The sequence below is a fragment of the Pseudomonas sp. C 49-2 genome (assembly GCF_003970195.1).
Lineage (GTDB): Bacteria > Pseudomonadota > Gammaproteobacteria > Pseudomonadales > Pseudomonadaceae > Aquipseudomonas > Aquipseudomonas canadensis.
In genome coordinates this window covers 332,390-358,809 of record NZ_RXYG01000004.1, presented here as the reverse complement: position 1 = coordinate 358,809, position 26,420 = coordinate 332,390, and the positions used below count along the sequence as shown (strand labels likewise).

The window sequence follows — 26,420 nt, the reverse complement described above, 5'->3', positions numbered from 1 at the left end:
GGAGAAAGCCCATGAAAATCATCATCGCCCCCGACTCGTTCAAGGACAGCCTGAGTGCCGAAGGCGTCTCCCAGGCCATTGCCGAAGGGTTGGCCCAGGTTTGGCCGGATGCACAGTTGGTTCAGTGCCCGATGGCGGATGGCGGTGAAGGCACGGTGGATTCGGTGCTGGCTGCCTGCAATGGCGAGTTGCGTCACCACACCGTACGCGGCCCGCTTGGCGCAGCCGTCGACGCACATTGGGGCTGGTTGGCCGACAGCCACACCGCGATCATCGAAATGGCTGAAGCCAGCGGTTTGCAGTTAGTCCCTCCGGGCCAGCGCGACGCATGCAAAACGACCACCTATGGCACCGGCGAACTGATCCGCGCCGCCCTGGATGCCGGCGCCCAGCGCATCATCCTGGCGATTGGCGGCAGTGCCACCAACGATGGCGGCGCGGGTGCGATGCAGGCGCTCGGCGTGCAACTGTTCGATGCCGAACATCAAGCGCTACCCGCCGGTGGCCTGGCCTTGGCCCGTCTGGCGCAGATCAGCCTTGAACATCTGGACCCACGCCTGGCCCAGGTGCGCTTTGAAATCGCCGCCGACGTCAACAACCCGCTGTGCGGCCACCACGGTGCGTCGGCGATATTCGGCCCGCAAAAAGGCGCAAATCCCGAGCAGGTCCACCAACTGGACGCCGCCCTCGGCCACTTCGCCGACCACTGCGCGAAGGTGCTGCCTAAAGATGTACGCGACGAACCGGGCAGCGGCGCTGCGGGTGGGCTGGGATTTGCCGCCAAGGCCTTCCTGGGCGCGCAATTTCGCGCCGGTGTCGAGGTAGTGGCCGAACTGGTCGGCCTGGACGAAGCCGTACGCGGCGCCGACCTGGTCATCACCGGGGAAGGCCGCTTCGATGCCCAGACCCTGCGCGGTAAAACTCCGTTCGGCGTGGCGCGCATCGCCCAACAACACAACGTGTCGGTCATTGTGATTGCCGGCACATTGGGCGATGGCTATGAGCAGATGTACGCCCACGGCGTGGACGCAGCGTTCGCCTTGCCTTCCGGGCCGATGAGCCTGGAACAGGCGTGCGCTGAGGCGCAGCGTTTGTTGCAGGAGCGGGCGGCGGATATTGCGCGGCTGTGGCGCGTGGCAACACGCCGCTGACGTAAAACCCCGGACATGGGACAATCCGCGCCTTTTCGACACGGAGAGTCCCCATGCTGCGCCCCGCACTCCTGGCCCTGTTTCTGACAGGCGCCACCGCCCCAGCCTTTGCTCAACCACCGACCGAGACGGTCCCGCTGCTGCGGGAGATCAAGCAGTGGGTCATCGGTTGCGACAACCTGCGCAATTGCCACGCCCTTAGCGCGCCCAGTGGCGTCGACGAAGAGGATTACAGCTCGTTGACCCTGCACCTCTGGCACCAGGCCGGTCCTCAAGGGTATCTGCGTTTGCGTTTTGATCATCGAGGGGAGGACGTGGATCTGTCCACATTGCTACTGGATGGTAAGCCGCTGGGCCTGGAACTGACGCAGGACTTGCACATCGAGCTGGACGACCAGGGTGGCGACCCTGAGGTGCAGTCCTTCGGGGTGATCGAGGACGCGGCCGCGCGGCGTTGGTTGCAGCGTTTGCGCAATGGCCAGCGACTGCAGTTGCCGGGCGACGAGGCGGCCCATGTGTCGCTCAGCGGCCTGAGTGCTTCGCTGCTGTTGATGGATGCTGTACAGGGACGCTTAGACAACGTGACGGCCCTTTCCCGACCCGGCAAGGGCGCGGCCAGCGAGGTTGCGCCACGCGCGCCCGCGCCGGTGCTGCGTAAGTTTACAGCCGCTGCACCGCTGACCGCAGAGGAGCAGGCGGGCCTGGTGGCTGCTGCATTGCAGGCCGTGAAGCCCGAGGAAGGTGAGCCCGAGGCAACAGTCGGCGCGTTGACGGCGCAACAGGCAATGACGGTAACGCGTTATGACTGCGCGGCCTATAACTGCGAGTTCGACGTCAGCAGCCGTGAGCGCCAAGCGCCGTACAAGGAAACGCCGATGGACCTGCAGCCGCTACCCCTGGAAGACGCCGCGCTGCAAGGCTCTGTCGGGTATGACGAAGCGTCCGGAACCCTGAGTTATTTCTACAAACAACGTGGGATCGGGGATTGCGGTGGTGGTGCATCCTGGGTGTTTGACGGCAAGCGCTTCCAGCTCAGTGAGTTCCACAGGATGCCGCGCTGTACCGGGGTCGGTTACGGTGATTGGCCAGCGTTGTGGACGACGGTGCCAGCACCCTAGCCATCTGGCTCACATCGCCTCTACACTGGTCGGCCACTTGTCTTTCAAAGGATGAAACACAATGCACACACCTGAACCCCACATCGTGATCCAGCGTTTCACCGAGGCCCACCTTGAAGGCGTCGCGGCGCTCTATAACGAACCGGCCGTGTGCCGTCAGGTGCTGCAAATGCCTTTCCAGTCGGTCGAGGCGTGGCGTAACAAGCTGGTACAGGACAACGAGCGGCGCCTGCAATTGGTGGCCGTGCACGGTGGCGAGGTGATCGGCCAGCTTGGCCTGGAACAATACCTGCGGGTACGCCAGGCCCATGTGGGTTCATTTGGTATGGGCGTGGCGACGGCGTGGCAGGGCAAAGGGGTGGGCTCGCGCTTGCTGACCGCCGCGCTGGACGTGGCCGACAACTGGATGAACCTGCGCCGAGTGGAACTGACCGTGTACGCCGACAACGAAGCGGCACAGAGGCTGTACCGCAAGTTCGGTTTTGAGGTCGAAGGCGTGTTGCGTGATTACGCCCTGCGTGACGGCCAGTTTGTCGACACCGTCAGCATGGCGCGCCTGCGCCAGTCGGCTTAGCCCAAGGCAAACGCCACCGCAGCATGCGCATGCAGCTCGGTGGTGTCCAGCAACGGCAGGTCGCTGTGCTCGGGCTTGATCAACAGGCTGATTTCCGTGCAACCGAGGATGATCGCCTGGGCGCCACGTGCGGCCAGGGACTCGATCACGCCTTGGTAGACCTTGCGTGACGTATCGCTGATCACGCCGACACACAATTCGTCATAGATGATCCGGTGCACAGCCTGGCGCTCGTCCGCCTCGGGCACCAGCACGGTCAGGCCCTGGGCCGCCAGGCGCGACTTGAGGAAATCCTGCTCCATGGTAAACGCGGTGCCGAGCAGGCCGACGGTCAGCGTGCCGGCGTCCACGGCCGCCGCACCCGCGGCATCAGCGATGTGCAGGAACGGAATCGACACCGCCGCTTCAATGCGCGGCGCCACCAAATGCATGGTATTGGTACACAGCACCACACACTCAGCGCCACCGGCTTGCAGACGGCGCGCGGCATCTTCGAGGATCAGTGCCGTGTCATCCCAACGGCCGGCGTGCTGGGCCTGTTCCACCGGGCCGAAATCCACGCTGTACATCAACAGTTGCGCCGAGCGCAGCGGACCGAGCTGGTCGCGCACGCGCTGGTTGATGATGCGGTAATACTCGGCGCTGGACTCCCAGCTCATGCCGCCGATTAGGCCGATGGTGCGCATGCGATGCTCCTGACAAGGAAAGTCGCTTCACCTTACCCATCGGCCGGGGATTAGTCATACGCAGTTGGCCGCGAAATGACCGGTGCAGTTCTACATGTCCAGGTTGACCCAACCCGGCTTGGCTTCCTCTGGCGCTACCGCGTTGATTTGCTTGCCGGTCGCCTGCTCCACGCGTCGCGCCACCTCTGGGTCATCGGCAAAGGGCATCAGGCTGGCGTCGTCCAGGCTTTGGTCCGACTGCCCGCGCAGGCAATACTCCACCGCGCCGTACAGGCATACCATCATCACTAGGCCCCACACGTCAGGCGATCCGCGCATCGAGCTGCGCCATTTTCAAGTCCGCGACTCGCACCGTACGCCAGGTGTTGTAGGCCATCAGCACCATCCCCGTGAGAAAGAACACACCCCCGGCAAACCGCACCACAAACCCCGGATGGCTGGCCTGCAAGGCTTCGACAAAGGAATAGGTGAGGGTGCCGTCATCGTTGACCGCCCGCCACATCAGGCCTTGGGTAATGCCGTTGACCCACATCGACGCGATGTACAGCACAGTGCCGATAGTCGCGAGCCAGAAGTGCAGGTTGATCAGCGGCACGCTGTGCATCTGCTCGCGCCCGAACACTTTGGGGATCATGTGGTACAGCGAGCCAAAGGTGATCATCGCCACCCATCCCAGGGCCCCGGCGTGTACGTGGCCGATGGTCCAGTCGGTGTAGTGGGAGAGGGCGTTGACGGTCTTGATCGCCATCATCGGGCCTTCGAACGTCGACATCCCGTAGAACGCCAGGGACAGCACCAGGAACCGCAGGATCGGGTCGGTGCGCAACTTATGCCAGGCGCCGGACAAGGTCATCATGCCGTTGATCATTCCGCCCCAGCTTGGTGCCAGCAGAATAAGCGACATGGCCATGCCCAATGACTGCGCCCAATCCGGCAGGGCGGTGTAGTGCAGGTGGTGTGGGCCAGCCCAAATGTAAAGGGTGATCAACGCCCAGAAGTGCACGATGGACAGGCGATAGGAGTACACCGGGCGTCCGACTTGTTTCGGCACGAAGTAATACATCATCCCCAAAAAGCCGGTAGTGAGGAAAAACCCTACGGCGTTGTGCCCGTACCACCACTGCACCATGGCATCGGTAGCCCCGGAATACACCGGGTACGACTTGAACCAATCCACGGGGATCGCCAGGTGATTGACCACATGCAACATGGCGATCACCAGAATAAATGCGCCGAAAAACCAGTTGCCCACGTAAATATGTTTGGTTTTGCGTCGCACCACGGTGGTGAAAAACACAATGGCATACGCCACCCACACCACGGCCATCCATACCGCGCCGGAGAACTCGATCTCGGCGTATTCCTTGGTGGTGGTGTAGCCCAGTGGCAAGCTGATCAGCATGATCACGATCACCGATTGCCAGCCCCAGAAGGTGAACGCCGCAAGGCCATCGGAAAACAGCCGCACCTGGCAGGTGCGCTGTACCGCGTAATAGCTGGCGGCAAACTGCGCGCTGCCGGCAAAACCGAAGATCACCAGGCTGGTGTGCAAGGGCCGCAAACGGCCAAAGGTGGTCCAGGGCAAGTCCAGGTTCATTTCCGGCCACACCAGTTGCGAGGCGATCCACACGCCCATGGCCATGCCCACCACGCCCCAGACGATGGTGGCGATAACGAATTGGCGGACGACTTTATAGTTATAGGCCTGCCCGATTGTTGCTGTGCTCATGCTCAGTCCTCCCACGGTTCCAAGTGGCGGCACTGTAGGAAGCGTGGGCAAAACAAAACAGGCTCAGAAAACCCTCATTGTTGCGGATCAGTTTTAAGCCGTACGTTGAACGACTGCATCTGCCATGATCAGGCTTCGCAACCTGGCTCACCCAAGGAGATCCGCAATGGACGATGTACAACAACTGGGCGAGATGCTTCGTCATTACGCAGACAGCGAAGCGCATAAAAAACAGCAATTCGATCTGCAGTCGGCTCGTTGGGCGCAAAAGCTCAATGAGTTGTTCGGCCAGATCGAGCAGTGGCTTGAGCCGGTAAAGACGGTCGGGTTGCTGGAGGTGCATCGTGAGGCGTATGTCGCCAGCGGCCCCAGCGTGCCGGTGGAGACATCGACGTTCAAGACCGAGAAACTGACGGTGCAGATCACCGGCAAACCGGTGGAATTCGTGCCAGACGTGATGGGCGTGGGCGGATTGATCTCCGTGTCGGTCATGGGCTTGACCGCTGCGCGGCACGGCAGCGTTTCGCTGGTGCTGCCGGCGGATAAAAACGATTGGCTGTGGAAGAAGACCAATGGCCTGAAAGACCCGGACACCTTTGGTTTCGACGCGAATTTCCTGGCGTCGCAGTTGCAGAGCCTGATTCCACGCGAACGTGCCTGAACCGCTGGCGGTAGGCGCAGGGCTATTTTCCCAGGATTTGCTATACCTACAGCTCACTGTTCCAGCGCCGACCGCCAGGGAGTTCATCGATGAAACTAAGGCTATTGATCAGCACGCTGTGCATTACTTCGCTTGGACTGGCGGGTTGTGCCAGCAAGATTACGCAACCGGATGAATACTCCGGTTTCCTCTCGGACTACAGCCAACTAAAGGAAGCCAAGTCGCCTTCCGGCGCTGAAGTGATGCGCTGGGTCGATCCTCAATTGGATTTAAAGCGCTATAGCGCTGTGTATATCGAGCCCACGCAGTTTTACCCCAAACCCCAGGCAACGGCGAAAATTCCGGACAGCACCCTGCACGGTATCAACAATTACTTCAACCAGGCGCTCAAGCGTGAGCTGGTCAAGTCGCTGCCCCTGGCCGAGGGCCCCGGCCCGGGTGTGATCGTGGTGCGCGCGGCCATCACCGCAGTCAGCAGCAAGACCGAAGGGCTCAAACCCTATGAGTTTGTACCCGTCGCACTGGTCGCTGCCGCCGTCAGTACCGGCACTGGCATCCGTGACCAGGAAACCACCCTGGGCACGGAGGCGCAGTTTCTCGACGGCGCCAGCGGCAAGGTACTCGCTCAGGTGGTGCGCAAAGGTACCGGCAAGCCGCTGGCCAATGATTCGCAAGTGATGAAAGCGGAGGATGTGAAAGGCGTGATCGATGGCTGGGCGTCGGACCTGCACCAGTCGTTCGTCAAGCTCAAAAAGCACTGAGCCCAGCGCTGGCCGGCGTGTTGTGAAAACAACCGCCGGCCAGGCAGCATTACTTGAGCGGCGTCAACGGCGGCAGTTTCCACTGGCCGTTAGCCACCTCCGGCTTGGGCAGGTAAATGCGCAGTACGGCATAGAAGGGCGCAGGCGGTGCGGGCAACCAGTTGCTCTGTTCAGCCTTGGGCGGCTCGTGGTGCTGCAACGCCAGGGTCAGCCCACCGTCAGCATCACGCTTGAGGTTAGGCAGCATCCGCGAATTGATCAGGTAGCGTTTCTTGTGGTTGGGCGCCAATTGCCCGGTCTTGGCCTCGTACATGGTCAGTGACCAGAACGCATCGGCCGGCGGTAGTTGGTCTTTGGCAAAATGGACGGTGTAGCTGTGACGCGCACCGTTGGCCGGCTTGCCTTCGCTGTCGACCGCGTAGGTCAGGTAGGCAACTTCGTCTGGCGAGTTGCCGAACAGGCGCAGGTTGGCCCCGGCGTACCGATACAGGTAATTGTTTTTCAGGCGGTCACGGCTGCCATGCAGTTCACCACTGGTTACTTGATGGGTATCGAGCTTGTCTTTCTTGAACGCTGCAAACTCGGCCTTGGCGTCTGCGATGCCGTCTTCCAGGGCTTTGCGTTGTTCGGCGCTCAGTTGGCCGACCTTGAACGGCTCACCCGGCGCGATGCCGATCTTGGCAAAGCGAGCCAGCACGTCTTTCTCGCTGTCCTGAGGCTTGGCGTAGGCCAGCATAAAGTTCAGGTATCGAAACAGTTGCGGGCTGTCTGTCATGGCTGCCGTGGGCTTGGGCCATTCGATTTTAGCCACCTTGGCCGGCATAGGTTGTTTCACGTAGCCGCTCAGCGGCTGCACCTTATAGCCGTTCTGGATCTGTTTGACTTTGGTCAGGTCTTTTTCGTCAAACAACTGCGTGCGGTAGAGCGCATACACCAGGTTGCTTTCGCTATAGATCACCCGGTCTATGTCCACCGGCTGCTGACCCTTCCAGTCAGGCCCAGCGATCATGTAGTGGCCGCCATTGTTTCCAGTGTTTCGGGTGCCCAGGTAGGCGATGTTCTGGCTATAGAGATCGATCAACTGCACTGAGTAATAGCGATCGTCTTCGATCCGGGGCAACGTCAGTATCAGTGGCTCCCTGCGCAGATCCATCCAGACGAAGGAGTAGGGAGTGTCCGGGTTGGGCTTGAGTTGCGACGTGTCTTTAGGCCCCAGCACCTGGGCGGAGTGACTAATACGGTTAATCGGCGTTTTGAAACCTGTGCCACCTTGATCAACGGCCTGGGTGTAGAGCGTCTTGTACATCTCTACGACCGGATAGCCGTATAGATAGGCTTCCTTGGCGATCGCCCGGGCTTCGCCTGGGGTGGCGGTGAAGTCGGCCCAGACGCCGGTGCTCATGAGTATCGAGAGGCTCGCCAACAGCAGGCGCGTCGGTTTTCCAATCATGTTGTTGCGTCCTTCGTGAGTGCGTTTTGAAGAATAGGGCTGAGTGGCGCGGGGAGGCGTTGAGTTTCCGGTTTTCTTGGCCGAAGGTCACGTTAATCTCTGTACGTTTGACGCAAAAATGCCGCCCATGCAGGCGGCACTCAATAGCGAACGGGCGTTAATGCTATGGCAGCATCGATTTGACTTTTTCGCGTAATTGATCGATCGAGAACGGTTTGGCGATCACCTGCATGCCGGCAGGCACGTCGATATTCTCGGCATAGCCGCTGGCGAACAGGATGGGCAGTGAAGGGCGCAATTCGCGCACTTTGATTGCCAGTTGCTGGCCGTTCATGTCCGGCAGGCCGACGTCGGTCATCATCAGGTCGATCACCTGCGCGGTGTCTCGCACCAGTGCCAACGCCTCTTCAGCATCGGCGGCTTCCAGAACGCTGAATTCCAATTCCTCCAGAACATCGACGATCAGCATGCGCACGATGGCGTCGTCTTCGACTACGAGGATGGTGGGGGTGAGCATAGTGAACATTCCTGAAAATGAAGGCGCTGGGCTTGATGAGGTAAAGGCCACTCACTAGTGAGTGGCAACAATGCCAGCAAGTTCCGAAAGAGTTGCTGGCATTGTGACGGCAGTGAGAAAGAATGTCCCGCCGGTCCGCTCGTTTACCTACAATGGGGTCGAGGCCATCCGGGCAACGTCTGCCTGATTGCGGTAGGCTGCCATATCCGCCGTATCAAAGTCACTTACTTGGTACTCAGGCGTGCTTCGACTCTCTCCATATGCCCTGTGCCGGAAGGGGCTGGTACCTCGGTTCAAGGTGCGCTCCAGTCCCTTTTCCATGGCTTCGGCTGAATCAAATTTTGCGAGCCCGAAATTTGGGTCAAAGTAGAACCAGATGGGCTGGCCATTCCTTTCCGTTACGCCGGCAACCAATGCATGATCCTGCGTGGCAATCCTGAGAGTCCGTGGCGGCGAAGCGCTGGTCAGCTCGGAAGCGATCTGGTCATAGGGGATTTGCCGTGGCCGTTTACCCATGTGGAAAGTTTGGTGACCGCTGACTGAATGGTGAAACGATCTGAGGTCGCCGATGAAGCGCGCAGCGTTGGGATCGCGTGTGTTGGCGGCGGCCTTGAAAATATTACCCAGGAAGACCGTTTCGTCTCCAGACTGCATGGCCAGCGCCAACGTGTTGGCCATGCCCGCACACTCGCCGGGTGACGCCAAGTGGGTCTGACTGAGGTAAAACTCCTGCGGCATGGGAATCACCGTGCCACCGGCCTCTTGGATGTCCCGCTGAAACAGTAGAAACCCGTCCTGGATAAGCTGTACTTTCTGGCGTTCGATTTGTTTGACCAAGGTGCCTACATCCTGGGCGCTCATTCCGGGCAGGGAAACCAGGGCCTGAAGCTCAATAATACTCATGCCCGACGAGTAGCCTGGCACGTCGTCCAGCTTTCCAAGCTCGTAGCCACGGTCGAAGTCGATAGCGTTCTCAGGACGTCGTGCCCTGGCTAATGTGGTCTCGAACTCTGCGGGCACATACAGGCCCAATACGGTAGGTGGCCCTTGGGGCGGTAACGAATCACCCGCCAACTTTTTATAGAGCCAGTCGGTAAAGCTTTGATTGAGCTCTCCCTTTGCCGCTACCTTCGTTGGCGTAAAGCTCTCAAGCGCCGCGCCATAAGGACGCATCTTGTCGACATCGAACGCATACCATTTGCCATTTTTCAGGACGGCGGCGCTGTCGATACTCTGCTCGCCTACTTTCAGGCTGCCCGTTGCAACGACGATGTTGTCTACGCTGGCGGCTTTCAGCAGGTCGTAACTGCCGCTCGCCCCCCTGAGTTTGTTGACCCCCTCAGCGATCTTGCTGACCCCTGCACCGATAAGTTTCCCGCCGCCCCCGAGAAGGCCAATCACACCATCCATGGGGTTGAGTTGCCCGAAAACAGCCGCGCCAATGATTTTGGTTGCCCGTGCCACTTTGGTCGCGGTGGACACCGCGCTACCGGCGATCTTCGTCAGCTTTCCGGCCGTGCCCACACCTGCTGTCAGGAAGCCAAATATGTCCAGTCCGAGATCGAAAATACCCTCGGCAATTTTTCCCTGACTAAAGTTCTTGACTGTCGAAACAAAAGGGATTAAGTCCAGCATGAAATGACCGACGGTATTGGCTGCTTTGCGATGTTTATCGCCCATGGTCTGCCCAAGTGCCTGCTCATGGATAGCGGGGTCATCGAGATTAATATGCTCGACAAAGGCGTCAGCGATAAGTTGAGTGCGCGTCGAAGCGAAGCTGTCCAGCCGCGGGTCGTTGGGCACTGATTGCTCAGTGCTCAGGTTGGTCGCGTTTACAGAGGGCGTGAACGCTTTCTTTTCATACACGATATTTGCCGCTCGCCAGGTACCCGTTGTTGCGTCACTTTCCGGGACCTTGCGGATAGCGCCCCCATTGAAGTCAATTTCATACGCAATAGGCACCCCGTCACGCTCAATCCTTACCAGCAACTTCGGGTCTTTTGGTAGCTGCGTCTTGTCAAAGAAACCCATTCCCAGTTTTTGGGAGTGGGTTTGATAAAAACTGACCTTGCCATATTCAAAGTTTTCGCGATCTTGCAGAGGCAACTGAGAAATCAGGTGCTTGATGGAGGTACTGACCGCAGCCTTCTTTTCTTCGATGGTGTTTTTGAATTGCGATTGAAATGCAGCGAACACTCCAAACCCTGGGTTCTCGTTCAGTTGCGCCACGGGGGTCCGGGGGTCGGTAGAGGTGTACGTTGAGTTAGCGTCAGCGTACATCATGGTGACGTCCAACAGGGAGTGTGGGCCGAACTCAGTGGCCGACCTATGAGGGAGCGCCGTGATCACTTTGTTTTCAAACATTGATTCCTGGCCCGGAAAGCGTTTTTTAAGCTCCGCCAGCGCCATTTCTTTACGGGAGGGGATGTCTTTCTCAAAGGCCTGTGCTGCCTGCGCCATTGACGATTGGCGGGTTTTGAAGGTGGTCACCAGCGTATTTAGTTCATCGGCTGAGTATTGATGGTCGTCTTTTTTTTCCAGCACACCATTGGCCACGCCCCAATCAATCAATGCGCTGCGTTGCGCGTTTGCAGTGACGGCGGGGTTTGCCAGGCTCGCGCCTTCGGCTTCACGCATGACTTGGGCAAAGGTCATGCTGGCCAAGCGTCCAGGCGTTTCGGCTTCTATTGTTGCAGCAGCCACCGCGAGGTTGACCCAGGCCGGGCTGCCGTAAGTCACCCTGTCCGGGATGTCCTTGATCAGAAAAACCGGCGCGCGAGCGGCCAATAACAGGTGTGTGCCAGCATCCGCCATCTCGGGGCCAGCCCTGAGCGGGTCCGATAAATGCGTTTTCAGGCCATTCACTATCTCGGACGCGGGCTTGCCCCAGTGGTTTTCGCTGGCCAGATCGAACCCCCCGAGAGTGTTGCGTTTAGGGACTCTGCTGGAGCCCGGATCGGGGTCATGGTCAAGTTGCAGTACCAGTGCAGCCAGCAGGTAGTCCAGGGTGCTTGTATCAGTGGGGATCCCTCTCATATGGTCCCGAAATGATATTCCCGCCTGTTGCGCCGTTGGAGAACTTACAAGCGTGTTTAGCGTGTTGACCGGATCCCTCAGCGTGTCAGCGGTAAGCCTAGCGTTGTTCCTCAAGTACTCCAACAGTCGTCCGCTATACCCTTTAGTCAGCGCAAGCCGGCGGCCTAGAGTTCGTAACGCTTTCTGCCCGCTTTCGCTTATTGGCACCGGCCAACCAAGTGCGCCGTCCAAACTTCCCAGTGGGTGTTCCTGCGACCGGTTGATCACCGCGTCCGAAAGCCCGCCCAGAGAGAAATGGTCGTGAGGCAAACGCAAGCCAAGGTGGTTGATAAATGATTCAAGCGTAGTGTGCTCACCCAGCGCCGTGAAACCTGGCGAATCTGAATGAAGCGTCATGGGCGTTGTTTTCAGCGCGTGAAGGACCGCCGTTGAGGACGCGTCAGGGCCTAAACGATCAGCCACCTGGGCAAGCTTGTCTCCAAGAATCTTCAAGTTATGGTTATGACCCAACGCCTGGTTGAGATTGAAGGGACGACCGAGTGTGCTGACGGCGAGTGGTTGCTCCGTTTGCTCAGACGCCTTGTCGCTAGACACTGGAGGCGCGGCTGGCGGAAGTTGGGCAGGTTCCGACGTCTGCAAGGAGAGGGGAGTGGGTGATGAAACGTAACGGGATTGCAAAGAGATAGTCATGCGCGTGCACCGTGTAAGAATAAAGGTGTGCGTCTATCACGCGGATCTTCCATTTTCCCAGACGCAAAGGTCAGTGGGAAAGCTACCCAACCAAGTTCCGAATTTGGTGCAGGCGAAGTATTAGGATTTGAGACCGTAAGAAAAAGGATGGACGCGCTGAGAGCCGATACATAAGCGAACGACTGAAATGGCAGAAAAATAGCGTTGAACCGTAACTTTGGGGCAAACTCCCGGTTTTTCCACACTTGGCCAAGGCATGCCCATGACTCCAGCGTCGTCCATCGATGAAAAGAGCTTTCGTAACCTCCTGAGCCGAAACGTCGCGCTGCCCTTGAGTGTGGGCGTGCTCAGCGCGGTGTTCTTCGTAGTACTGATCACCTATCTGTTGTCGGTGATCCAGTGGGTTGAACACACCGATCGGGTGATCAATAACCTCAATGAGTCGTCCAAGCTGACCGTTGACCTGGAAACCGGCATGCGCGGCTTCCTGATCACGGGTGACGAGCATTTCCTCGACCCTTACGAAGTGGCCAAGCCGCGCATCATTGCCGATTTGCGCAACTTGCAGGACCTGGTGGCCGACAACCCACAACAGGTGGATCGCCTCAAACGCTTGGAAGCCCTGCAAATCGAGTGGAACAAATACGCCCAGTCGATGATTGATATGCAGCGTGAGAGCGGTGACTACCGCAGCGCCGTCAAGGCCGGTCGTGGCAAGCGCCTGACGGACGAGATCCGCAAGGAATACGACGACGCGGTGGCGATGGAGCAGCAGTTCCGCATCACCCGGAATGAAGAGGTTACCCGTACCACGGTGATCAGTGTCACCTTGTACTTGGCGTTCGTATTGGGGTTGAGTGCTTTTCTGGCCTACATCGGGCGCAAGAATTTAATTTCACTATCAGAGAGTTACAGCGATAACCTCGCGTCACAACAGAAGATCGCGCGGCGCCTTGAACAACAAGCCTGGCTGCGCAATGGCCAGACCGAACTGGCCGAACAGGTGCTCGGCCAGCTCACCCTGAACATGCTGGGCCGCAATATCCTGCAATTCTTTGCCCAGTACATGGGCTCGGCCGTCGCCGCGCTGTACGTGCGTGAAGAACATGGCGGCCTCAAGCGCGTGGCCACCTATGGTTTCTCCCGCGAGCAGGAGCAGCAGGAACAGTCGATCTACAGCGACGAGGGCATCGTTGGGCAGTCCGCCAACCTGGGTCGCCTGATTCGCCTGGATGACGTTCCGGTGGATTACTTCAAAGTCAGCTCCGGCCTGGGTGAAAGCACTACCCGCAGTGTACTGGTGGTGCCGACCAACAATGACGAACGGGTCAACGGGGTGCTTGAGCTGGGGTTCCTGCGCCCTCTGGAAGAGCGCGACATCGAGCTCCTGGAGCTGATTTCCGGCAATATCGGCACCTCCATCGAAGCCGCCCGCTATCGCCAGCGCTTGCAGGAAGTGCTGGCCGAGACACAGCAGCTCAACGAAGAGCTGCAAGTGCAGCAGGAAGAGCTCAAGACCGCCAACGAAGAGCTGGAAGAACAGTCACGCATCCTCAAGGAATCCCAGGCCCACCTGGAAACCCAGCAGGCGGAGCTGGAGCAGACCAACGAGCAGTTGGCCGAGCAGACCGAAACCCTGGCCGAGCAACGTGACGCCATGGACCGCAAGAACGTTGAACTGAACCAGGCTCAACTTGAGCTTGAAGATCGCGCTGAAGAACTGCAGCGTTCCAGCAAGTACAAGTCCGAATTCCTCGCCAACATGTCCCACGAGCTGCGTACACCGCTGAACAGCTCGCTGATCCTGGCCAAGCTGCTGGCCGAGAACCCCCAGGAAAACCTCAGCGCTGAACAGGTCAAGTTCGCCGAGTCGATTTACTCCGCCGGTAATGACCTGCTCAACCTGATCAACGACATCCTCGACATCTCCAAGGTTGAGGCCGGCAAGCTGGAAATGCGCCCGGAAAACTCCAGCGTGGCACGCTTGGTCGACGGCCTGCGTGGCATGTTCGAGCCGCTGGCGGCCGATCGCAAACTGGGCTTCCAGGTGGAGGTGCAGGAAGGCGCGCCGGGCATGCTGTTCACGGATCGCCAGCGCCTGGAGCAGATCCTCAAGAATCTGCTGTCCAACGCGGTCAAATTCACCGAACAGGGCGAGGTCAGCCTGTCAGTGTCCCGCGCACCGGGGGAGGGCATTGCCTTTGCCGTGCGCGATTCCGGCATTGGCATTGCGCCGGATCAGCAGGAAAGCATCTTCGAAGCCTTCCGTCAGGCGGATGGCACCACCAACCGTCGCTACGGTGGCACCGGCCTGGGCCTGTCGATTTCCCGCGACCTGGCGACCTTGCTGGGAGGCTACATCAGCGTGACCAGCGAGCCGGGCAAGGGCAGCATTTTCACGCTGATCCTGCCGGAACAGTATGTCGAGCGCGAAGAAGACGCTGCCCCCATTGAGCAACCGCGCCAAGTGGTGGTGACGCCTGCGCCGACACCCGTGAAGGTGTCCCCGATGCCAGTGGCCGACGCCAAGCTGATCCCGCGCTTTGCCGACGACCGCGACAAGGCGCCGTTCACCACGCGCTGCATCTTGGTGGTGGAAGACGAGCCCAACTTCGCCCGTATCCTCTTCGACCTGGCCCATGAGCTGGGCTACAACTGCCTGGTGGCCCACGGCGCGGACGAGGGCTACAGCCTGGCCGAGGAATACGTACCCGATGCGATCCTGCTGGACATGCGCCTGCCGGACCATTCCGGGCTGACCGTGCTGCAACGCCTGAAAGAACATGCCAGCACCCGGCATATCCCGGTGCATGTGATTTCCGTGGAAGACCGCGTCGAAGCCGCCATGCACATGGGCGCCATCGGCTATGCGGTCAAGCCAACCACTCGCGAAGAACTCAAGGACGTGTTCGCGCGCCTGGAAGCCAAGCTGACCCAGAAGGTCAAGCGCGTGCTTCTGGTTGAGGACGATGACCTGCAACGCGACAGCATTGCGCGCCTGATCGGCGACGATGACATCGAGATCACCGACGTCGGCTACGCCCAGGCTGCCTTGGACCTGCTGCGCACGAATATCTACGACTGCATGATCATCGACCTCAAGCTGCCAGACATGCTTGGCAACGAGCTGCTCAAGCGCATGGCGACCGAGGACATCTGCTCATTCCCACCCGTGATCGTCTACACCGGGCGCAACCTGACCCGCGATGAAGAGGCTGAGCTGCGCAAGTATTCGCGCTCGATCATCATCAAAGGTGCACGTTCGCCGGAGCGCTTGCTGGATGAAGTGACACTCTTTCTGCACAAAGTCGAATCCCAGCTGTCCCATGACCGCCAGAAGATGCTCAAGACCGCCCGCAGCCGCGACAAGGTCTTTGAGGGGCGTAAAATCCTGCTGGTGGACGACGACGTACGCAACATCTTCGCCCTGACCAGCGCCCTGGAGCACAAAGGCGCCGTGGTGGTGATCGGGCGTAATGGTCGTGAAGCCATCGACAAACTCAATGAAGTCGAGGATATCGACCTGGTACTGATGGACGTGATGATGCCGGAAATGGACGGTTACGAGGCCACCGCCTTGATCCGCCAGGACCCGCGCTGGAAGAAGCTGCCGATCATCGCCGTGACGGCCAAGGCCATGAAGGACGATCAGGAGCGCTGTCTCGCGGCCGGTTCCAATGATTACCTGGCCAAGCCGATTGATCTGGACCGTCTGTTCTCACTGATTCGCGTATGGCTACCGAAGATGGAACGCATTTAAGTGGAGCGAAGTTTCTTGGAAAAAAGCAGCGACATTGAGCTACGCCTGTTGATCGAGGCGATTTACCTCAAGTACAGCTACGACTTCCGCGATTACTCCGGGGCGTCGGTGAAGCGGCGCGTGGCCCATGCCTTGCGCCAGTTCGATTGTGCGACCATTTCCGCCTTGCAGGAGCGTGTGCTGCACGACCCGGCGGCGTTCATGCAGTTGCTGCAGTTCCTGACGATTCCGGTGAGCGAGATGTTCCGTGACCCGTCGCACTTCCTGGCGATCCGCCAGGAAGTGGTGCCGCTGCTCAAGACTTACCCGTCGATCAAGATCTGGATTGCCGGCTGCAGCACGGGCGAGGAGGTGTACTCCATGGCCATCCTGCTGCGTGAGGAGGGTTTGCTGGAGCGTACGATCATCTACGCCACCGACATCAACCCGGCGTCCCTGGACAAGGCCAAGCAGGGCATTTTTTCCCTGGAGAACGTACGCGCCTACACTGCCAACTATCAGCAGGCCGGTGGGCAACGTTCATTTGCCGACTACTACACCGCGGCTTACGATTACGCGATATTCGATAAAACGCTGCGCGAAAATGTCACCTTTGCCGATCACAGCTTGGCGACCGACAGTGTATTCTCAGAAACTCAATTAATTTCATGTCGTAACGTGCTGATTTATTTCAATAAAAAATTGCAGGATCGCGCGTTTGGATTGTTCCATGAGTCGCTGTGCCATCGCGGCTTCCTGGTGCTGGGCAGCAAGGAGACCCTGGATTTCTCCGCCTACGGCAAACAGTTCGAACCCTTGGTCAAACAGGAACGGATCTACCGCAAACTATGAATCAAGCGGCTGCCAGCCCGGCATCGGTCCGGGGCATAGAAGCGATCGTCATCGGCGCCTCCGCCGGTGGCGTGGAGGCGTTGCTGACGATTTTCGCCGAGCTGCCTGCCGATTTCGGCTTGCCGATCATCACAGTGCTGCACTTGCCGGACGAGCGTCGCAGCCAACTGGCTGAAGTGTTCGACCGTCGCGTCGCCATGCCCGTGGTGGAAGCCCGTGATAAGGAAGTGATCAAGCCGGGCACCCTGTATTTTGCCGGCCCTGGCTATCACCTGTCGGTAGAGCATGACCGCAGCCTGTCCTTGAGCCAGGAAGACCGCGTGCACCACTCGCGGCCGGCGATTGATTACCTCTTTGAATCCGCCGCCGATGCCTATGGCACGGGCTTGCTGGCCATTCTGTTGACCGGCGCCAACCATGACGGCGCGCGCGGCTTGGCCCATGTCAAGCAACAAGGTGGAACCACTGTGGTGCAAGAGCCCACAGAAGCACGCGTTGCCGTCATGCCCCGTGCAGCCCTGGCGCTGCATACACCCGACCACATTCTGACGCTGAGCCACATTGGCTCATTGCTGGCTTCCCTGGAATATTCCCCATGTTAAGTACTATCCAGGCCAAACTGCTGATCGTCGACGATCTGCCGGAAAACCTGCTGGCCCTTGAAGCGCTGATCAAGCGCGAGGACCGCCAGGTGTTCAAGGCATTGAGTGCCGACGAGGCCTTGTCCCTGTTGCTGGAGCACGAGTTCGCCATGGCGATTCTCGATGTGCAAATGCCCGGCATGAATGGTTTCGAGCTGGCAGAATTGATGCGCGGTACCGAGAAAACCAAGAACATCCCGATCGTGTTTGTCAGCGCAGCCGGCCGCGAACTCAATTACGCGTTCAAGGGTTACGAGAGCGGCGCCGTGGATTTCCTGCACAAGCCGCTGGATATTCACGCGGTGAAGAGCAAGGTCAACGTGTTCGTCGACCTGTTCCGCCAAAGCAAGGCCATGAAGCAACAGGTCGAGGCCCTGGAGCGCAGCCGTCGCGAGCAGGAACTGCTGCTGACGCGCCTGCAGGCGACCCAGGCCGAGCTGGAACAGGCCGTGCGCATGCGTGACGACTTCATGTCGATCGTCGCCCACGAAGTGCGTACGCCCCTCAACGGCCTGATCCTTGAGACCCAGCTGCGCAAGATGCACCTGGCCCGTGACAATGCCGCCGCGTTCACCCTGGACAAGATGCACGCCATGGTCGACCGCGATGAGCGCCAGATCCAGAGCCTGATCCGCCTGATCGAAGACATGCTCGATGTCTCGCGCATCCGCACCGGCAAGCTTTCAATACGCCCGGCCCACTTCGACCTGACCCAATTGGTGAGCAATCTGGTGGAGAACTTCGCCCCCCAGGTCGCCGCAGCGGATTCGTCCATGACACTGGTTGCCGACGGCCCGGTGGAAGGCAACTGGGATGAGTTCCGTATCGAACAGGTGGTGACCAACCTGCTGACCAACGCCCTGCGCTACGGGGCCAAGAGCCCGGTGGCGGTGCGCGTGTACAGCGAGCATGGCGAGGCGCGGGTAGAGGTGCGCGACCATGGGATCGGCATCAGCGAAGAAAACCAGAAGCGTATTTTCCAACAGTTCGAGCGCGTGTCCGCCAGCCAAGTGGCTGCGGGCCTGGGCCTCGGGCTGTTCATTTCCGAGCAGATCGTTGCAGCCCATGGTGGCACCATCGAGGTCGAGAGCCAGATAGGCGAGGGCGCCTTGTTCCGGGTATGCCTGCCATTGCAGGCCGCGGCATGAATTCAATCGTCACCTCGACGCAACCTCTGCGTGACCCCATGGTCGTACTTGCAGCAACTGACCGGACTAAGGCTTCCCATGAGTGAAGATGCACAAGATGTCGTACTGATCGTCGAGGACGACGAATCCATTATGTTTGTGCTGGGTGAATACCTGGCTGGCCTGGGCTATCGGGTGTTGAAGGCGATCGATGGGGAGCAGGCCTTTGAAATTCTGGCGACCAAGCCGCACCTGGATTTGATGGTGACGGACTACCGTTTGCCGGGCGGGATCTCCGGCGTGCAGATTGCCGAGCCGGCGATCAAGTTGCGACCGGAATTGAAGGTTATTTTCATCAGCGGTTACCCGCAGGAAATCCTCGACTGCAACAGCCCGATCACGCGCAACGCGCCGATCCTGGCCAAGCCGTTTGACCTGGATACGTTGCAAGAGCATATCCAGCGCTTGCTGGCATGAGCAGGGCGGCGTCTGCAACAGGACGCCGCACATTTCGCAGGGTTTAGGCTTTCAACTTCTGCACGTTGGCATTGAGCGTTCCCGCTGTAGTGAAGGTATATTCAGCACCATCAATTGGATGATCGAGATAGTCCTGAAGGCCTTTGTGGTTGCCGTGGCTGATATCATAGACGAAGCCCCCACCGCTTACTTGTTTCAACGGATGGCCGTTTTTTAGCATAGCGCCGTCCAAGGGAACGCCATTGAAGTTATATAGAAATAACTCGCCTTTCTCGGTTTTTTGTAGGTAAACAGTGTGTTTAAAGTTTTTTTCTCCGTGGAGCGACTTAAAGTTAATAAGCCCTGACTCGGAAATTTCTGCGGGATTAAATATTGATTTCGTATTAGCAGGATTTATGCCCATTAATTCAAGGTATGCGGGCGTGTAGTTAGTGCCAGGCACTGTGCTTGCCGACTTTCTAATAGCGTCGAGAACGTTGCTGGAGAGTGCTTGCTCCGCCTCTCCCAATTGCACTGACGCCGTATAACAGACCCCAGATTTTCTACCTGGTTTGGCCATTAGCTTGTCCCAGCTTTTGGTCAGGTCAGCGTGAGAGAGAGGGCGGGAGGCATTGGTAGGCTTGAAGTTTACGAGGGCGGAGCCAAACGCTTCATTTTTAGTTGGATTATAGGCATACCAGTTATCATTTTTAAAAATCGCGGGGCCTTGTACGGTCTCGCTGCCGACCTTAAAAGTACCGACGGATGCGTTATTCAAGTGTTTGCTGGATAACAGTACGCTCCCCACGTCGTCAGCGTTACGTGTGATTGATCTGAAACCGTCGACTACTATATGTGTGCCTTTTTTTGCGAGTCCGACGCCTTTTTTTGCGAGCCCGATGCCTATCTTGCCAAGGTCAATAAGGCCATCGATGGGGTTAAGCGCGCCTACGGCTGCGCGGCCAAGTATTTTCCCAACTCTGATAGCTTTGTCCGCTGCTGAGGCCCCCGTATGTAAAGCCTTTGCGCCCTTTGCAGCCGCGCCAAGACCTATTACAAAACCAAATGCATCGAAAATCAAATCTCCGAAACCATCCTGAATATTACCATTAGAAAAATTTACGATCGCAGACCTTAGCGGAATCAAATCGAAAAAGAACTCTTGAGCCTTTTTGTAAAAAGGTATTTCAGTATCAAAGGTAGTCAACCCTTGCGCCTCATCCCTGTAGCTTTTTATATCAATGTGCTCTTTGAATGCATCGGCTATTAGATGTGTTCTAGAACTGTCAAAACTATATGGAATACTCGTGGGGTGAGGATGCTCAGTGTAAATATAGTCTGCATAGCCCTCAGGTTTTATCTCTACAAGCCTTTTTTCCGGAAATCTTATACCGCCAACCGCCACACCATTCAAATCCAAGCGCTCAATCATGCGGCCTGCTGTCGGATCTATCTCATAGGTTCGGCGCTGTCCATTTCGCACAGTTCTTACTATCAAATTGTTATGCTCGCGAGGAAGGATTTCCGGTGTCAAAGCCGCCTGCGTTTTCTTCCATTTAAGGCTGTCCTCACGCATGATAGTAATGCTGCCAAACTCCAAATCTCGACGGATATTCAAGGGCTGTGTTGCAATCAGGTGCTTTACTTGGGCGGCGGTATTTCTCTCTATTAAATGACTGTATTCTGAAAATTGCTTTGTGAATGGTTCTGCTACATTGGGCAGCTGTTCTAAAGTGGGTAATAGCTCAGTTATATTGACGTTAGTCGAAGATGAAACAAGCGTTCCTTTATACGCGTCTTGCGTAATGAAGTTACCTTGAAGGTCGGTGGCTGCACGTTGCGGGGGCTCTGAATAGAATTCAAATTTACCCTTGAGGTAAAGATCAAGCACCGAATAAGGCCCAGGATAGTCTGGGATATAGGGCTCCAATGTCAGGCACTTTTCTTCAAACTGTTTCTCGGTCATTTCCGGCAGAGCCTTTTTCAGCTCCGCCAATGCGATGTCCTTGGCAGTCGGCATCGGTGTGTTCTGAGCGCCAGAGGCTGTTTTCAACTCACTGATTTGTTCATTGTAAGCATCGCGCACTTTTTTCTTTGATGTCTCATTCATGGGGTAACCCAAACCATTGGCAAGGCCCCAGTACTTGAGCGCACGCTCCTGAGCTTCGTACTCGATAATTTGTTCTTGCGCTGAAATCGGAGCAATTTCAGCGGCGAGCATGACATCGCCATAGCTCATGGATGCCGTCGAGCCGGGCGACTTTGCTTCCAGACGCGCCACCGCAGTAGTAAAGCTGACCCAGCTATGTGAGCCAAGGGTTACTTTTTCTGGGATGTCCTTCACCAAGTACTCAGGCGCCTTGGATGAAAGCAATAAATGCGCGTGAACGCGGGCGTTCTCTGGCGATGTCGCTGCACCGCTGGACAGTAGGTCATCGGCTACACGTGTAAAGATCTGTTGGGCAGATCGGCCGAAAGCATCGCCGTGTTCCAGCTGAGCAACAGGAATGTCGCCCTTGCTACTCATAGGGTATGTCGGATGAAGATTGAAAAAACTCAGCGCTGTCAGTAACCAGTCCTCAGCACTGCATTCGACCTCCAACGCGTCGAATTCAGCTTTGATTGCTTCGCCCAGCGCCTTGCCCTTGGGTGACTGGATCAAGGTATCTATCACGGATCGAGGGTTGCGCAAGTCGGAAGGATCAAACACTCTGCCTTGCATCAAATAGTCCAATACGGACTTGGCGCTGCCAGTGCTGATGTTGCCAATTTCCCCGCGGTTGAGCATAGCTTTCAATTTTTGCTGGTTGATAGTACTGAGCGGTATTGGCCATGCCAGTGCGCCGCCATAATTGCCATAGCGTGTAGGTTGGGGAGCTGGGGACAAGATCGCTGCTTCAAGGTTTCTCAGTTCTGGAAGACTCTTGGGAATGTTCCAGCCCTTTTCTGTGATGTACTCCTTCAAACTAGTCGTGTTGTTTGCGTTTAAAAGCGCTTGCGGATACGTGCTGTCAGGCTCGACCCGGACCCTGGTCGTGTTCAACAGGTCGAGTATCTGATCGCTTGTTTTTGGATCCTTCGTCACCGTCGAGATCAAATCTTTAAGTGAGATCACTACGTTTAGCCGGGTATTATTGTCTGCCAGCGCCGCTTTCTGTTCGCCTAGTTTGTCTTCGCTGCGCGCTTCATCAAGGTACCCGTAGTAGTCACTGGGGCGCTCAACGAACGTGTTGTCACGTATTAACGCTTGCGCGCGCGTCCGAGCCTCATCGTCTGATAAGTTACCCTCTCCGTAGAATCTTCCAATCAGCCACAGCGGTACGCTGCTGCTGTCTTCTGAAAGCGGCGGTTGAAAAGAAAAAGGGGAATTCGATGATGCGACACTGCCAGCTTCCTTGACGAACCTGCCTACATCTGCCCAGCGTGCATTGGAGGGCCCGTATCTCTCTATCCTTCTGTCGGAGGCCGTTCGGCTCTTGAGTTTGAAGGAGATTTCACCTGACTCGGGGCTGATTTTCACAGAGTTCATGTCAGCGTTCTGCTTTACAAGCCAATCTTTAACCCCACGCGACTCCATGGCTCGACCTAACTGAGCCCACCACTGGCCAAACGTCGAATGGTGCGGAACATTCTCGACCATGACCTCGTCATGGCTGCCCTCGAGGCTTTTCAGCAGCGCGTGGCCATACAGTGCAGCCAACGCTTTGTCGCCGGTCTCGCGACTGCTCCCGCTCTCTGGGAGCGGCACTGGCTCAGCGGTGGCTTCACGCCGGTGACGGGTGATCGTTTGAGCCACGGGTGTTTGCAGAGGCGCAGCATTCGCAGGAGTGCGCAGCGCGTAATGTGAACTGCTGATAAGAGTCGTCATTGTGGTCCCTGTTTCTTAATTTCAACGTTAGCTACGGCGTATTCACACATCCGTAGGTAAACATTCGTGTTGAAATAACAAAAAGAGATTCCACATCAAATCAGAGCAATCATGCCTCAATGTTTCAAGGTCGCCCGTGTTTCATCATCACGCCCGTATCATTTCCCGCACCTTCGCCGTCAACAAATCAAAGGTAAATGGCTTGGTGATCAACTGCATACCCGGGTCCAGGAACCCACCCCGCACGGCCGCGTGTTCGGCATAACCCGTAATGAATAGCACCTTGAGGTCAGGGCGGATCTGCCGGCCTATTTCGGCGAGTTGCCGGCCGTTCATGCCAGGCAGGCCGACATCGCTGATCATCAGGTCAATACGCTGATCGGATTCGATGATCGGCACCGCAGTGTTGGCGTCACCGGCCTCGACAAAGCCATAGCCCAACTCTTTGAGCACCGCGCTGACCAACACCCGCACCGCGGGGTCGTCCTCGACGATCAACACCGTTTCTCCCGCGTTGGCGAAAGGCAGCAGCGCCGCGTCAGCCGCCACGTCCGCAACGATTTCCCCGATGAATCGAGGTAGAAACAGGCTGACCGTCGTGCCTTTGCCGACTTCACTGTGGATGGTGACGTGGCCATGGGATTGGCGGGCGAAGCCATAGATCATCGATAGCCCCAGGCCCGTGCCTTGGCCGATCGGTTTGGTGGTGAAGAACGGATCGAATACACGCCCCATCACACTTTCCGGAATACCGCAGCCCGTGTCGCTGACACTCAATTCGACGTAGTCACCGGGTTCCAAGGTGCCATAAGCGGCCGTGAACACGTTGTCGAGGTGGCGGTTGGTGGTTTCCACGGTAAGGCTGCCGCCGTTGGGCATGGCGTCTCGCGCATTGATCACCAGGTTGAGCAGGGCGCTTTCCAATTGATTGGGGTCGGCCTCGGCGGTCCACAGGTGGCCGGTGAGGCGCATGTCCAGGGCGATGCTTTCATTGATGCTGCGTTGCAGCAGCTCACCCATGGACGTGACCAGTTGGTTGATCTCCACAGGTTTGGAATCAAGGGATTGGCGGCGGGAGAACGCCAGCAGCCGGTGGGTGAGGCCGGCGGCACGATTGGCCGAGGTAACGCCGAGGTCGATCAGGCTGTCGAGGTCGTCCAGTTTGCCCCGGGACACGCGCCTTCGCAGCAACTCCAGGCTGCCGATGATGCCGGTCAGCATGTTGTTGAAGTCATGGGCGATGCCGCCGGTCAACTGGCCGACCGCTTCCATCTTCTGCGATTGGCGCAAAGCATCTTCGTTGTGACGCAGTTGGGCAGTGCGTTCTTCGACCTGTTGCTCGAGGGTTTCCAGCGTTCGCTGCAGGCGCAGTTCGCTTTCACTCAGGTCTATCAGGCGGTCCCGTGCTTCGTACTGCCGACGGCGCCCGCGCAGGGCGGTGCTGACCAGGCTGATCAGCGTCACCGGATGGAACGGACGCTCCAGAAACGTCACGTTGCCCAGCAAGCCGCTGAACCGGGATGAACCGTTCTGTTCGCTGCCGCCGTGGTGGGTCATCAGGACAATAGGCAAGTCTGACCAGGCAGGTTGTTGGTGCAAATGCTCCAGCAAGGGCTCGAGGTCAACGCCGCGCAGCGCTTCGGCGGCGATGATCAGTAAACCGCAGCCGTGCTCCAATGCCTCGCACAACGTGCCCAGATCGCTGGCAATGATGCCACTGTAACCGGCCTCATTGAGCATCATCAGCGCAAGCGAGCTGTCACGTCCCAGCGGCGCGAGGATGATCGCGCGCTCGGAGACAGGTGTCACGACCGTCACTAACCCATGTCCTTGAGCAGGGGCGAGCCGGCGCCCATGTAGGTGGGAATGCCGCGCAGGACACCCTGGAAGTTGTTCAACGGCTCGCCGACGGTCATGCCACGGCTGCCGATGCGGTACTCACGAATCGTCGACTCATGGGAGCCGGTACGTTTCTTGATAATCGAGATGGCGCGGCGCACCTCGCCGACTGCCTCGAAGTAACGCAGCAGAATCACCGTATCGGCCAAGTACGTAATATCGACTGGCGCCTGCATGTCTCCGACCAGGCCATGCTGGGCGACGGTCATGAAGGTGGCTGCGCCTCTGCGGTTCAGGTACAGCAACAGCTCGTGCATATGCAGGATCAGTGCGTTCTCTTCCGGCATTGCGGCCTGATAGCCGTTGATGCTGTCGATGACCACGGTCTTGATCCCGCGCTCATCCACACAACGCCGGACGCGGTGGGAGAACTCGCCGGGAGACAGCTCAGCGGCGTCCACTTGCTCGATCAGCAGATTGCCGGTGGCTTGCAAGGCCGCCAGGTCGATGCCCATATTCTTCATGCGCTCGAACAGTAGGCCCAACTCTTCATCGAAGATGAACAGCGCCGCCTTTTCGCCACGGGCCACGGCGGCGGCGGCGAAAATCATCGAGATCAGCGACTTGCCTGTACCGGCCGGGCCGAGGATCAGGCTGCTGGAGCCCGTCTCGATGCCGCCGCCAAGCAGCGAATCGAGCTCGCGGATGCCGCTGGTGAGCGTCTCGCGGTTGTAGCCGCCACGGTGCTCGGCCGCGACCAGGCGCGGGAACACATGCACACCACCTTGCATGATGGTGAAGTCATGGAAGCCGCCACGGTACTTCTGGCCCCGGTACTTCACCACCCGTATCCGGCGACGTTCGGCGCCGTAGCTGGGCGTCAGTTCTTCCAGGCGAATCACCCCGTGGGCCACGCTGTGCACGGTCTTGTCCAAGGATTCGGTGGTCAGGTCATCCAGCAGCAGCACGGTTGCGTCATAACGGACGAAGTAATGTTTGATCGCCAGGATCTGTCGGCGATAACGCAAAGAACTCTGCGCCAGCAGGCGGATTTCGGAGAGGCTGTCGACGACCACGCGGGTCGGCTTGACCCGCTCAACCACCTCGAAGATCTGCCGCGTGGCTTCGCCCAGTTCCAGGTCAGAGGAATACAGCAGGCTTTGCTGATGTTCAGCGTTGAGCAGGCTTTCCGGTGGGGTCAGCTCGAAGATATGGATATTCTCGTCCAAGTCCCAGCCGTGGGACTTGGCACCTTGACGCAGTTCACGTTCGGTCTCGGACAAGGTGATGTACAACGAAGTCTCACCGTTTTTCGCGCCCGCCTGCAGAAAATGCAGGGCGACGGTGGTTTTACCGGTGCCTGGTTCACCTTCCAGCAGGAACAGGTGGCTGCGCGATAGCCCCCCGGAAAGAATGTCATCCAGACCTTCGATGCCGGTGGCGGCCTTTTCACTGAACAGCTCGTTGGATGTAGACAAGGAGTGCCCTCAGGTCACGTTCAAATAGAGGGGCGCGCCGCTCTTGG

Annotated in this window: 19 protein-coding genes; 10 read left to right on the top strand and 9 right to left on the bottom strand. The window is 58.0% G+C overall.

The features are described 5' to 3' along the window. Window positions 1-11 precede the first annotated feature (11 nt). From EJ576_RS10490 to EJ576_RS10480, 3 genes are all read left to right on the top strand, one after another. Window positions 12-1,151, top strand: a complete 1,140-nt coding sequence (locus EJ576_RS10490; RefSeq protein ID WP_126570302.1) for a glycerate kinase — start codon at window positions 12-14, stop codon at window positions 1,149-1,151. A gap of 53 nt (window positions 1,152-1,204) precedes the next feature. Next, window positions 1,205-2,269, top strand: coding sequence for a DUF1176 domain-containing protein (locus tag EJ576_RS10485; protein ID WP_068933115.1), 1,065 nt, complete (start codon window positions 1,205-1,207; stop codon window positions 2,267-2,269). Window positions 2,270-2,330: 61 nt separating this feature from the next. Continuing rightward, complete coding sequence (locus tag EJ576_RS10480) at window positions 2,331-2,843, top strand: GNAT family N-acetyltransferase (RefSeq protein WP_038851527.1); 513 nt, start codon at window positions 2,331-2,333, stop codon at window positions 2,841-2,843. On the opposite strand, the gene EJ576_RS10475 is transcribed toward EJ576_RS10480, so the two are convergent. From EJ576_RS10475 to ccoN, 3 genes are all read right to left on the bottom strand, one after another. Further along, entirely contained in the window at window positions 2,840-3,529 is a 690-nt protein-coding gene (locus tag EJ576_RS10475) for an aspartate/glutamate racemase family protein (protein ID WP_126570301.1), read from the bottom strand. The two genes, EJ576_RS10480 and EJ576_RS10475, sit on opposite strands and share 4 nt — an antisense overlap. 90 nt (window positions 3,530-3,619) lie before the next feature. After that, window positions 3,620-3,847: a cbb3-type cytochrome c oxidase subunit 3 gene (locus EJ576_RS10470; RefSeq protein WP_178083535.1), complete on the bottom strand. Its 228-nt coding sequence runs from the start codon at window positions 3,845-3,847 to the stop codon at window positions 3,620-3,622. After that, a complete protein-coding gene (gene ccoN, locus EJ576_RS10465) occupies window positions 3,831-5,258 on the bottom strand; it encodes a cytochrome-c oxidase, cbb3-type subunit I (RefSeq protein WP_028616195.1) in 1,428 nt (475 codons plus the stop codon). The genes EJ576_RS10470 and ccoN overlap by 17 nt, the downstream gene beginning before the upstream one ends. 166 nt (window positions 5,259-5,424) lie before the next feature. Between ccoN and EJ576_RS10460 the strand changes: the two genes are divergently transcribed. Further along, window positions 5,425-5,919, top strand: coding sequence for a hypothetical protein (locus tag EJ576_RS10460; protein ID WP_028616194.1), 495 nt, complete (start codon window positions 5,425-5,427; stop codon window positions 5,917-5,919). An 89-nt stretch (window positions 5,920-6,008) separates the two neighbouring features. Further along, window positions 6,009-6,680, top strand: coding sequence for a DUF3313 domain-containing protein (locus EJ576_RS10455; RefSeq protein ID WP_028616193.1), 672 nt, complete (start codon window positions 6,009-6,011; stop codon window positions 6,678-6,680). A 49-nt stretch (window positions 6,681-6,729) separates the two neighbouring features. On the opposite strand, the gene EJ576_RS10450 is transcribed toward EJ576_RS10455, so the two are convergent. The 3 genes from EJ576_RS10450 to EJ576_RS10440 form a co-directional block, all read right to left on the bottom strand. Continuing rightward, complete coding sequence (locus tag EJ576_RS10450) at window positions 6,730-8,130, bottom strand: DUF1254 domain-containing protein (RefSeq protein WP_126570300.1); 1,401 nt, start codon at window positions 8,128-8,130, stop codon at window positions 6,730-6,732. Window positions 8,131-8,293: 163 nt separating this feature from the next. Then, window positions 8,294-8,647, bottom strand: a complete 354-nt coding sequence (locus EJ576_RS10445; protein ID WP_122727095.1) for a response regulator — start codon at window positions 8,645-8,647, stop codon at window positions 8,294-8,296. Window positions 8,648-8,794: 147 nt separating this feature from the next. After that, on the bottom strand, window positions 8,795-12,373 hold the full coding sequence (locus tag EJ576_RS10440; RefSeq protein ID WP_256656595.1) for a hypothetical protein: 3,579 nt from the start codon (window positions 12,371-12,373) through the stop codon (window positions 8,795-8,797). 262 nt (window positions 12,374-12,635) lie between these two features. Here EJ576_RS10440 and EJ576_RS10435 point away from each other — a divergent pair, with 262 nt between their 5' ends. The 5 genes from EJ576_RS10435 (at window position 12,636) to EJ576_RS10415 (ending at window position 19,209) form a co-directional block, all read left to right on the top strand. Continuing rightward, complete coding sequence (locus tag EJ576_RS10435) at window positions 12,636-16,133, top strand: response regulator (RefSeq protein WP_122727093.1); 3,498 nt, start codon at window positions 12,636-12,638, stop codon at window positions 16,131-16,133. Beyond that, window positions 16,134-16,964, top strand: coding sequence for a protein-glutamate O-methyltransferase CheR (locus EJ576_RS10430; RefSeq protein WP_012724198.1), 831 nt, complete (start codon window positions 16,134-16,136; stop codon window positions 16,962-16,964). Further along, a complete protein-coding gene (locus EJ576_RS10425; RefSeq protein WP_126570299.1) occupies window positions 16,961-17,566 on the top strand; it encodes a chemotaxis protein CheB in 606 nt (201 codons plus the stop codon). Before EJ576_RS10430 ends, EJ576_RS10425 begins: the two co-directional genes overlap by 4 nt. After that, window positions 17,560-18,753, top strand: a complete 1,194-nt coding sequence (locus EJ576_RS10420; RefSeq protein WP_123477511.1) for a hybrid sensor histidine kinase/response regulator — start codon at window positions 17,560-17,562, stop codon at window positions 18,751-18,753. Before EJ576_RS10425 ends, EJ576_RS10420 begins: the two co-directional genes overlap by 7 nt. A 78-nt stretch (window positions 18,754-18,831) precedes the next feature. Further along, entirely contained in the window at window positions 18,832-19,209 is a 378-nt protein-coding gene (locus EJ576_RS10415) for a response regulator (RefSeq protein WP_003217591.1), read from the top strand. Between the two features lie 43 nt (window positions 19,210-19,252). Here EJ576_RS10415 and EJ576_RS10410 read toward each other — a convergent pair whose 3' ends face one another. The 3 genes from EJ576_RS10410 to EJ576_RS10400 all read right to left on the bottom strand — a co-directional run bounded on the left by EJ576_RS10410 (window position 19,253) and on the right by EJ576_RS10400 (window position 26,373). After that, window positions 19,253-23,056: a hypothetical protein gene (locus EJ576_RS10410; protein WP_126570298.1), complete on the bottom strand. Its 3,804-nt coding sequence runs from the start codon at window positions 23,054-23,056 to the stop codon at window positions 19,253-19,255. 147 nt (window positions 23,057-23,203) lie between these two features. Next, entirely contained in the window at window positions 23,204-24,874 is a 1,671-nt protein-coding gene (locus EJ576_RS10405; protein ID WP_126570297.1) for an ATP-binding protein, read from the bottom strand. Beyond that, window positions 24,874-26,373 carry an ATPase domain-containing protein gene (locus tag EJ576_RS10400; protein WP_122727084.1) on the bottom strand — a complete coding sequence of 500 codons (1,500 nt, stop codon included), beginning with the start codon at window positions 26,371-26,373 and terminating at the stop codon, window positions 24,874-24,876. The genes EJ576_RS10405 and EJ576_RS10400 overlap by 1 nt, the downstream gene beginning before the upstream one ends. Window positions 26,374-26,420: the final 47 nt, after the last annotated feature.

What these genes read in the sequence shown, in the direction of transcription:
- EJ576_RS10450 (WP_126570300.1), bottom strand. Translation starts at nt 8,130, where the DNA reads ATGATTGGAAAACCGACGCGCCTGCTGTTGGCGAGCCTCTCGATACTC.
- EJ576_RS10410 (WP_126570298.1), bottom strand. Translation starts at nt 23,056, where the DNA reads ATGACGACTCTTATCAGCAGTTCACATTACGCGCTGCGCACTCCTGCG.
- EJ576_RS10470 (WP_178083535.1), bottom strand. Translation starts at nt 3,847, where the DNA reads ATGCGCGGATCGCCTGACGTGTGGGGCCTAGTGATGATGGTATGCCTG.
- EJ576_RS10490 (WP_126570302.1), top strand. Translation starts at nt 12, where the DNA reads ATGAAAATCATCATCGCCCCCGACTCGTTCAAGGACAGCCTGAGTGCC.
- EJ576_RS10485 (WP_068933115.1), top strand. Translation starts at nt 1,205, where the DNA reads ATGCTGCGCCCCGCACTCCTGGCCCTGTTTCTGACAGGCGCCACCGCC.
- EJ576_RS10445 (WP_122727095.1), bottom strand. Translation starts at nt 8,647, where the DNA reads ATGCTCACCCCCACCATCCTCGTAGTCGAAGACGACGCCATCGTGCGC.
- EJ576_RS10455 (WP_028616193.1), top strand. Translation starts at nt 6,009, where the DNA reads ATGAAACTAAGGCTATTGATCAGCACGCTGTGCATTACTTCGCTTGGA.
- EJ576_RS10435 (WP_122727093.1), top strand. Translation starts at nt 12,636, where the DNA reads ATGACTCCAGCGTCGTCCATCGATGAAAAGAGCTTTCGTAACCTCCTG.
- ccoN (WP_028616195.1), bottom strand. Translation starts at nt 5,258, where the DNA reads ATGAGCACAGCAACAATCGGGCAGGCCTATAACTATAAAGTCGTCCGC.
- EJ576_RS10475 (WP_126570301.1), bottom strand. Translation starts at nt 3,529, where the DNA reads ATGCGCACCATCGGCCTAATCGGCGGCATGAGCTGGGAGTCCAGCGCC.
- EJ576_RS10480 (WP_038851527.1), top strand. Translation starts at nt 2,331, where the DNA reads ATGCACACACCTGAACCCCACATCGTGATCCAGCGTTTCACCGAGGCC.
- EJ576_RS10425 (WP_126570299.1), top strand. Translation starts at nt 16,961, where the DNA reads ATGAATCAAGCGGCTGCCAGCCCGGCATCGGTCCGGGGCATAGAAGCG.
- EJ576_RS10440 (WP_256656595.1), bottom strand. Translation starts at nt 12,373, where the DNA reads ATGACTATCTCTTTGCAATCCCGTTACGTTTCATCACCCACTCCCCTC.
- EJ576_RS10415 (WP_003217591.1), top strand. Translation starts at nt 18,832, where the DNA reads ATGAGTGAAGATGCACAAGATGTCGTACTGATCGTCGAGGACGACGAA.
- EJ576_RS10460 (WP_028616194.1), top strand. Translation starts at nt 5,425, where the DNA reads ATGGACGATGTACAACAACTGGGCGAGATGCTTCGTCATTACGCAGAC.
- EJ576_RS10420 (WP_123477511.1), top strand. Translation starts at nt 17,560, where the DNA reads ATGTTAAGTACTATCCAGGCCAAACTGCTGATCGTCGACGATCTGCCG.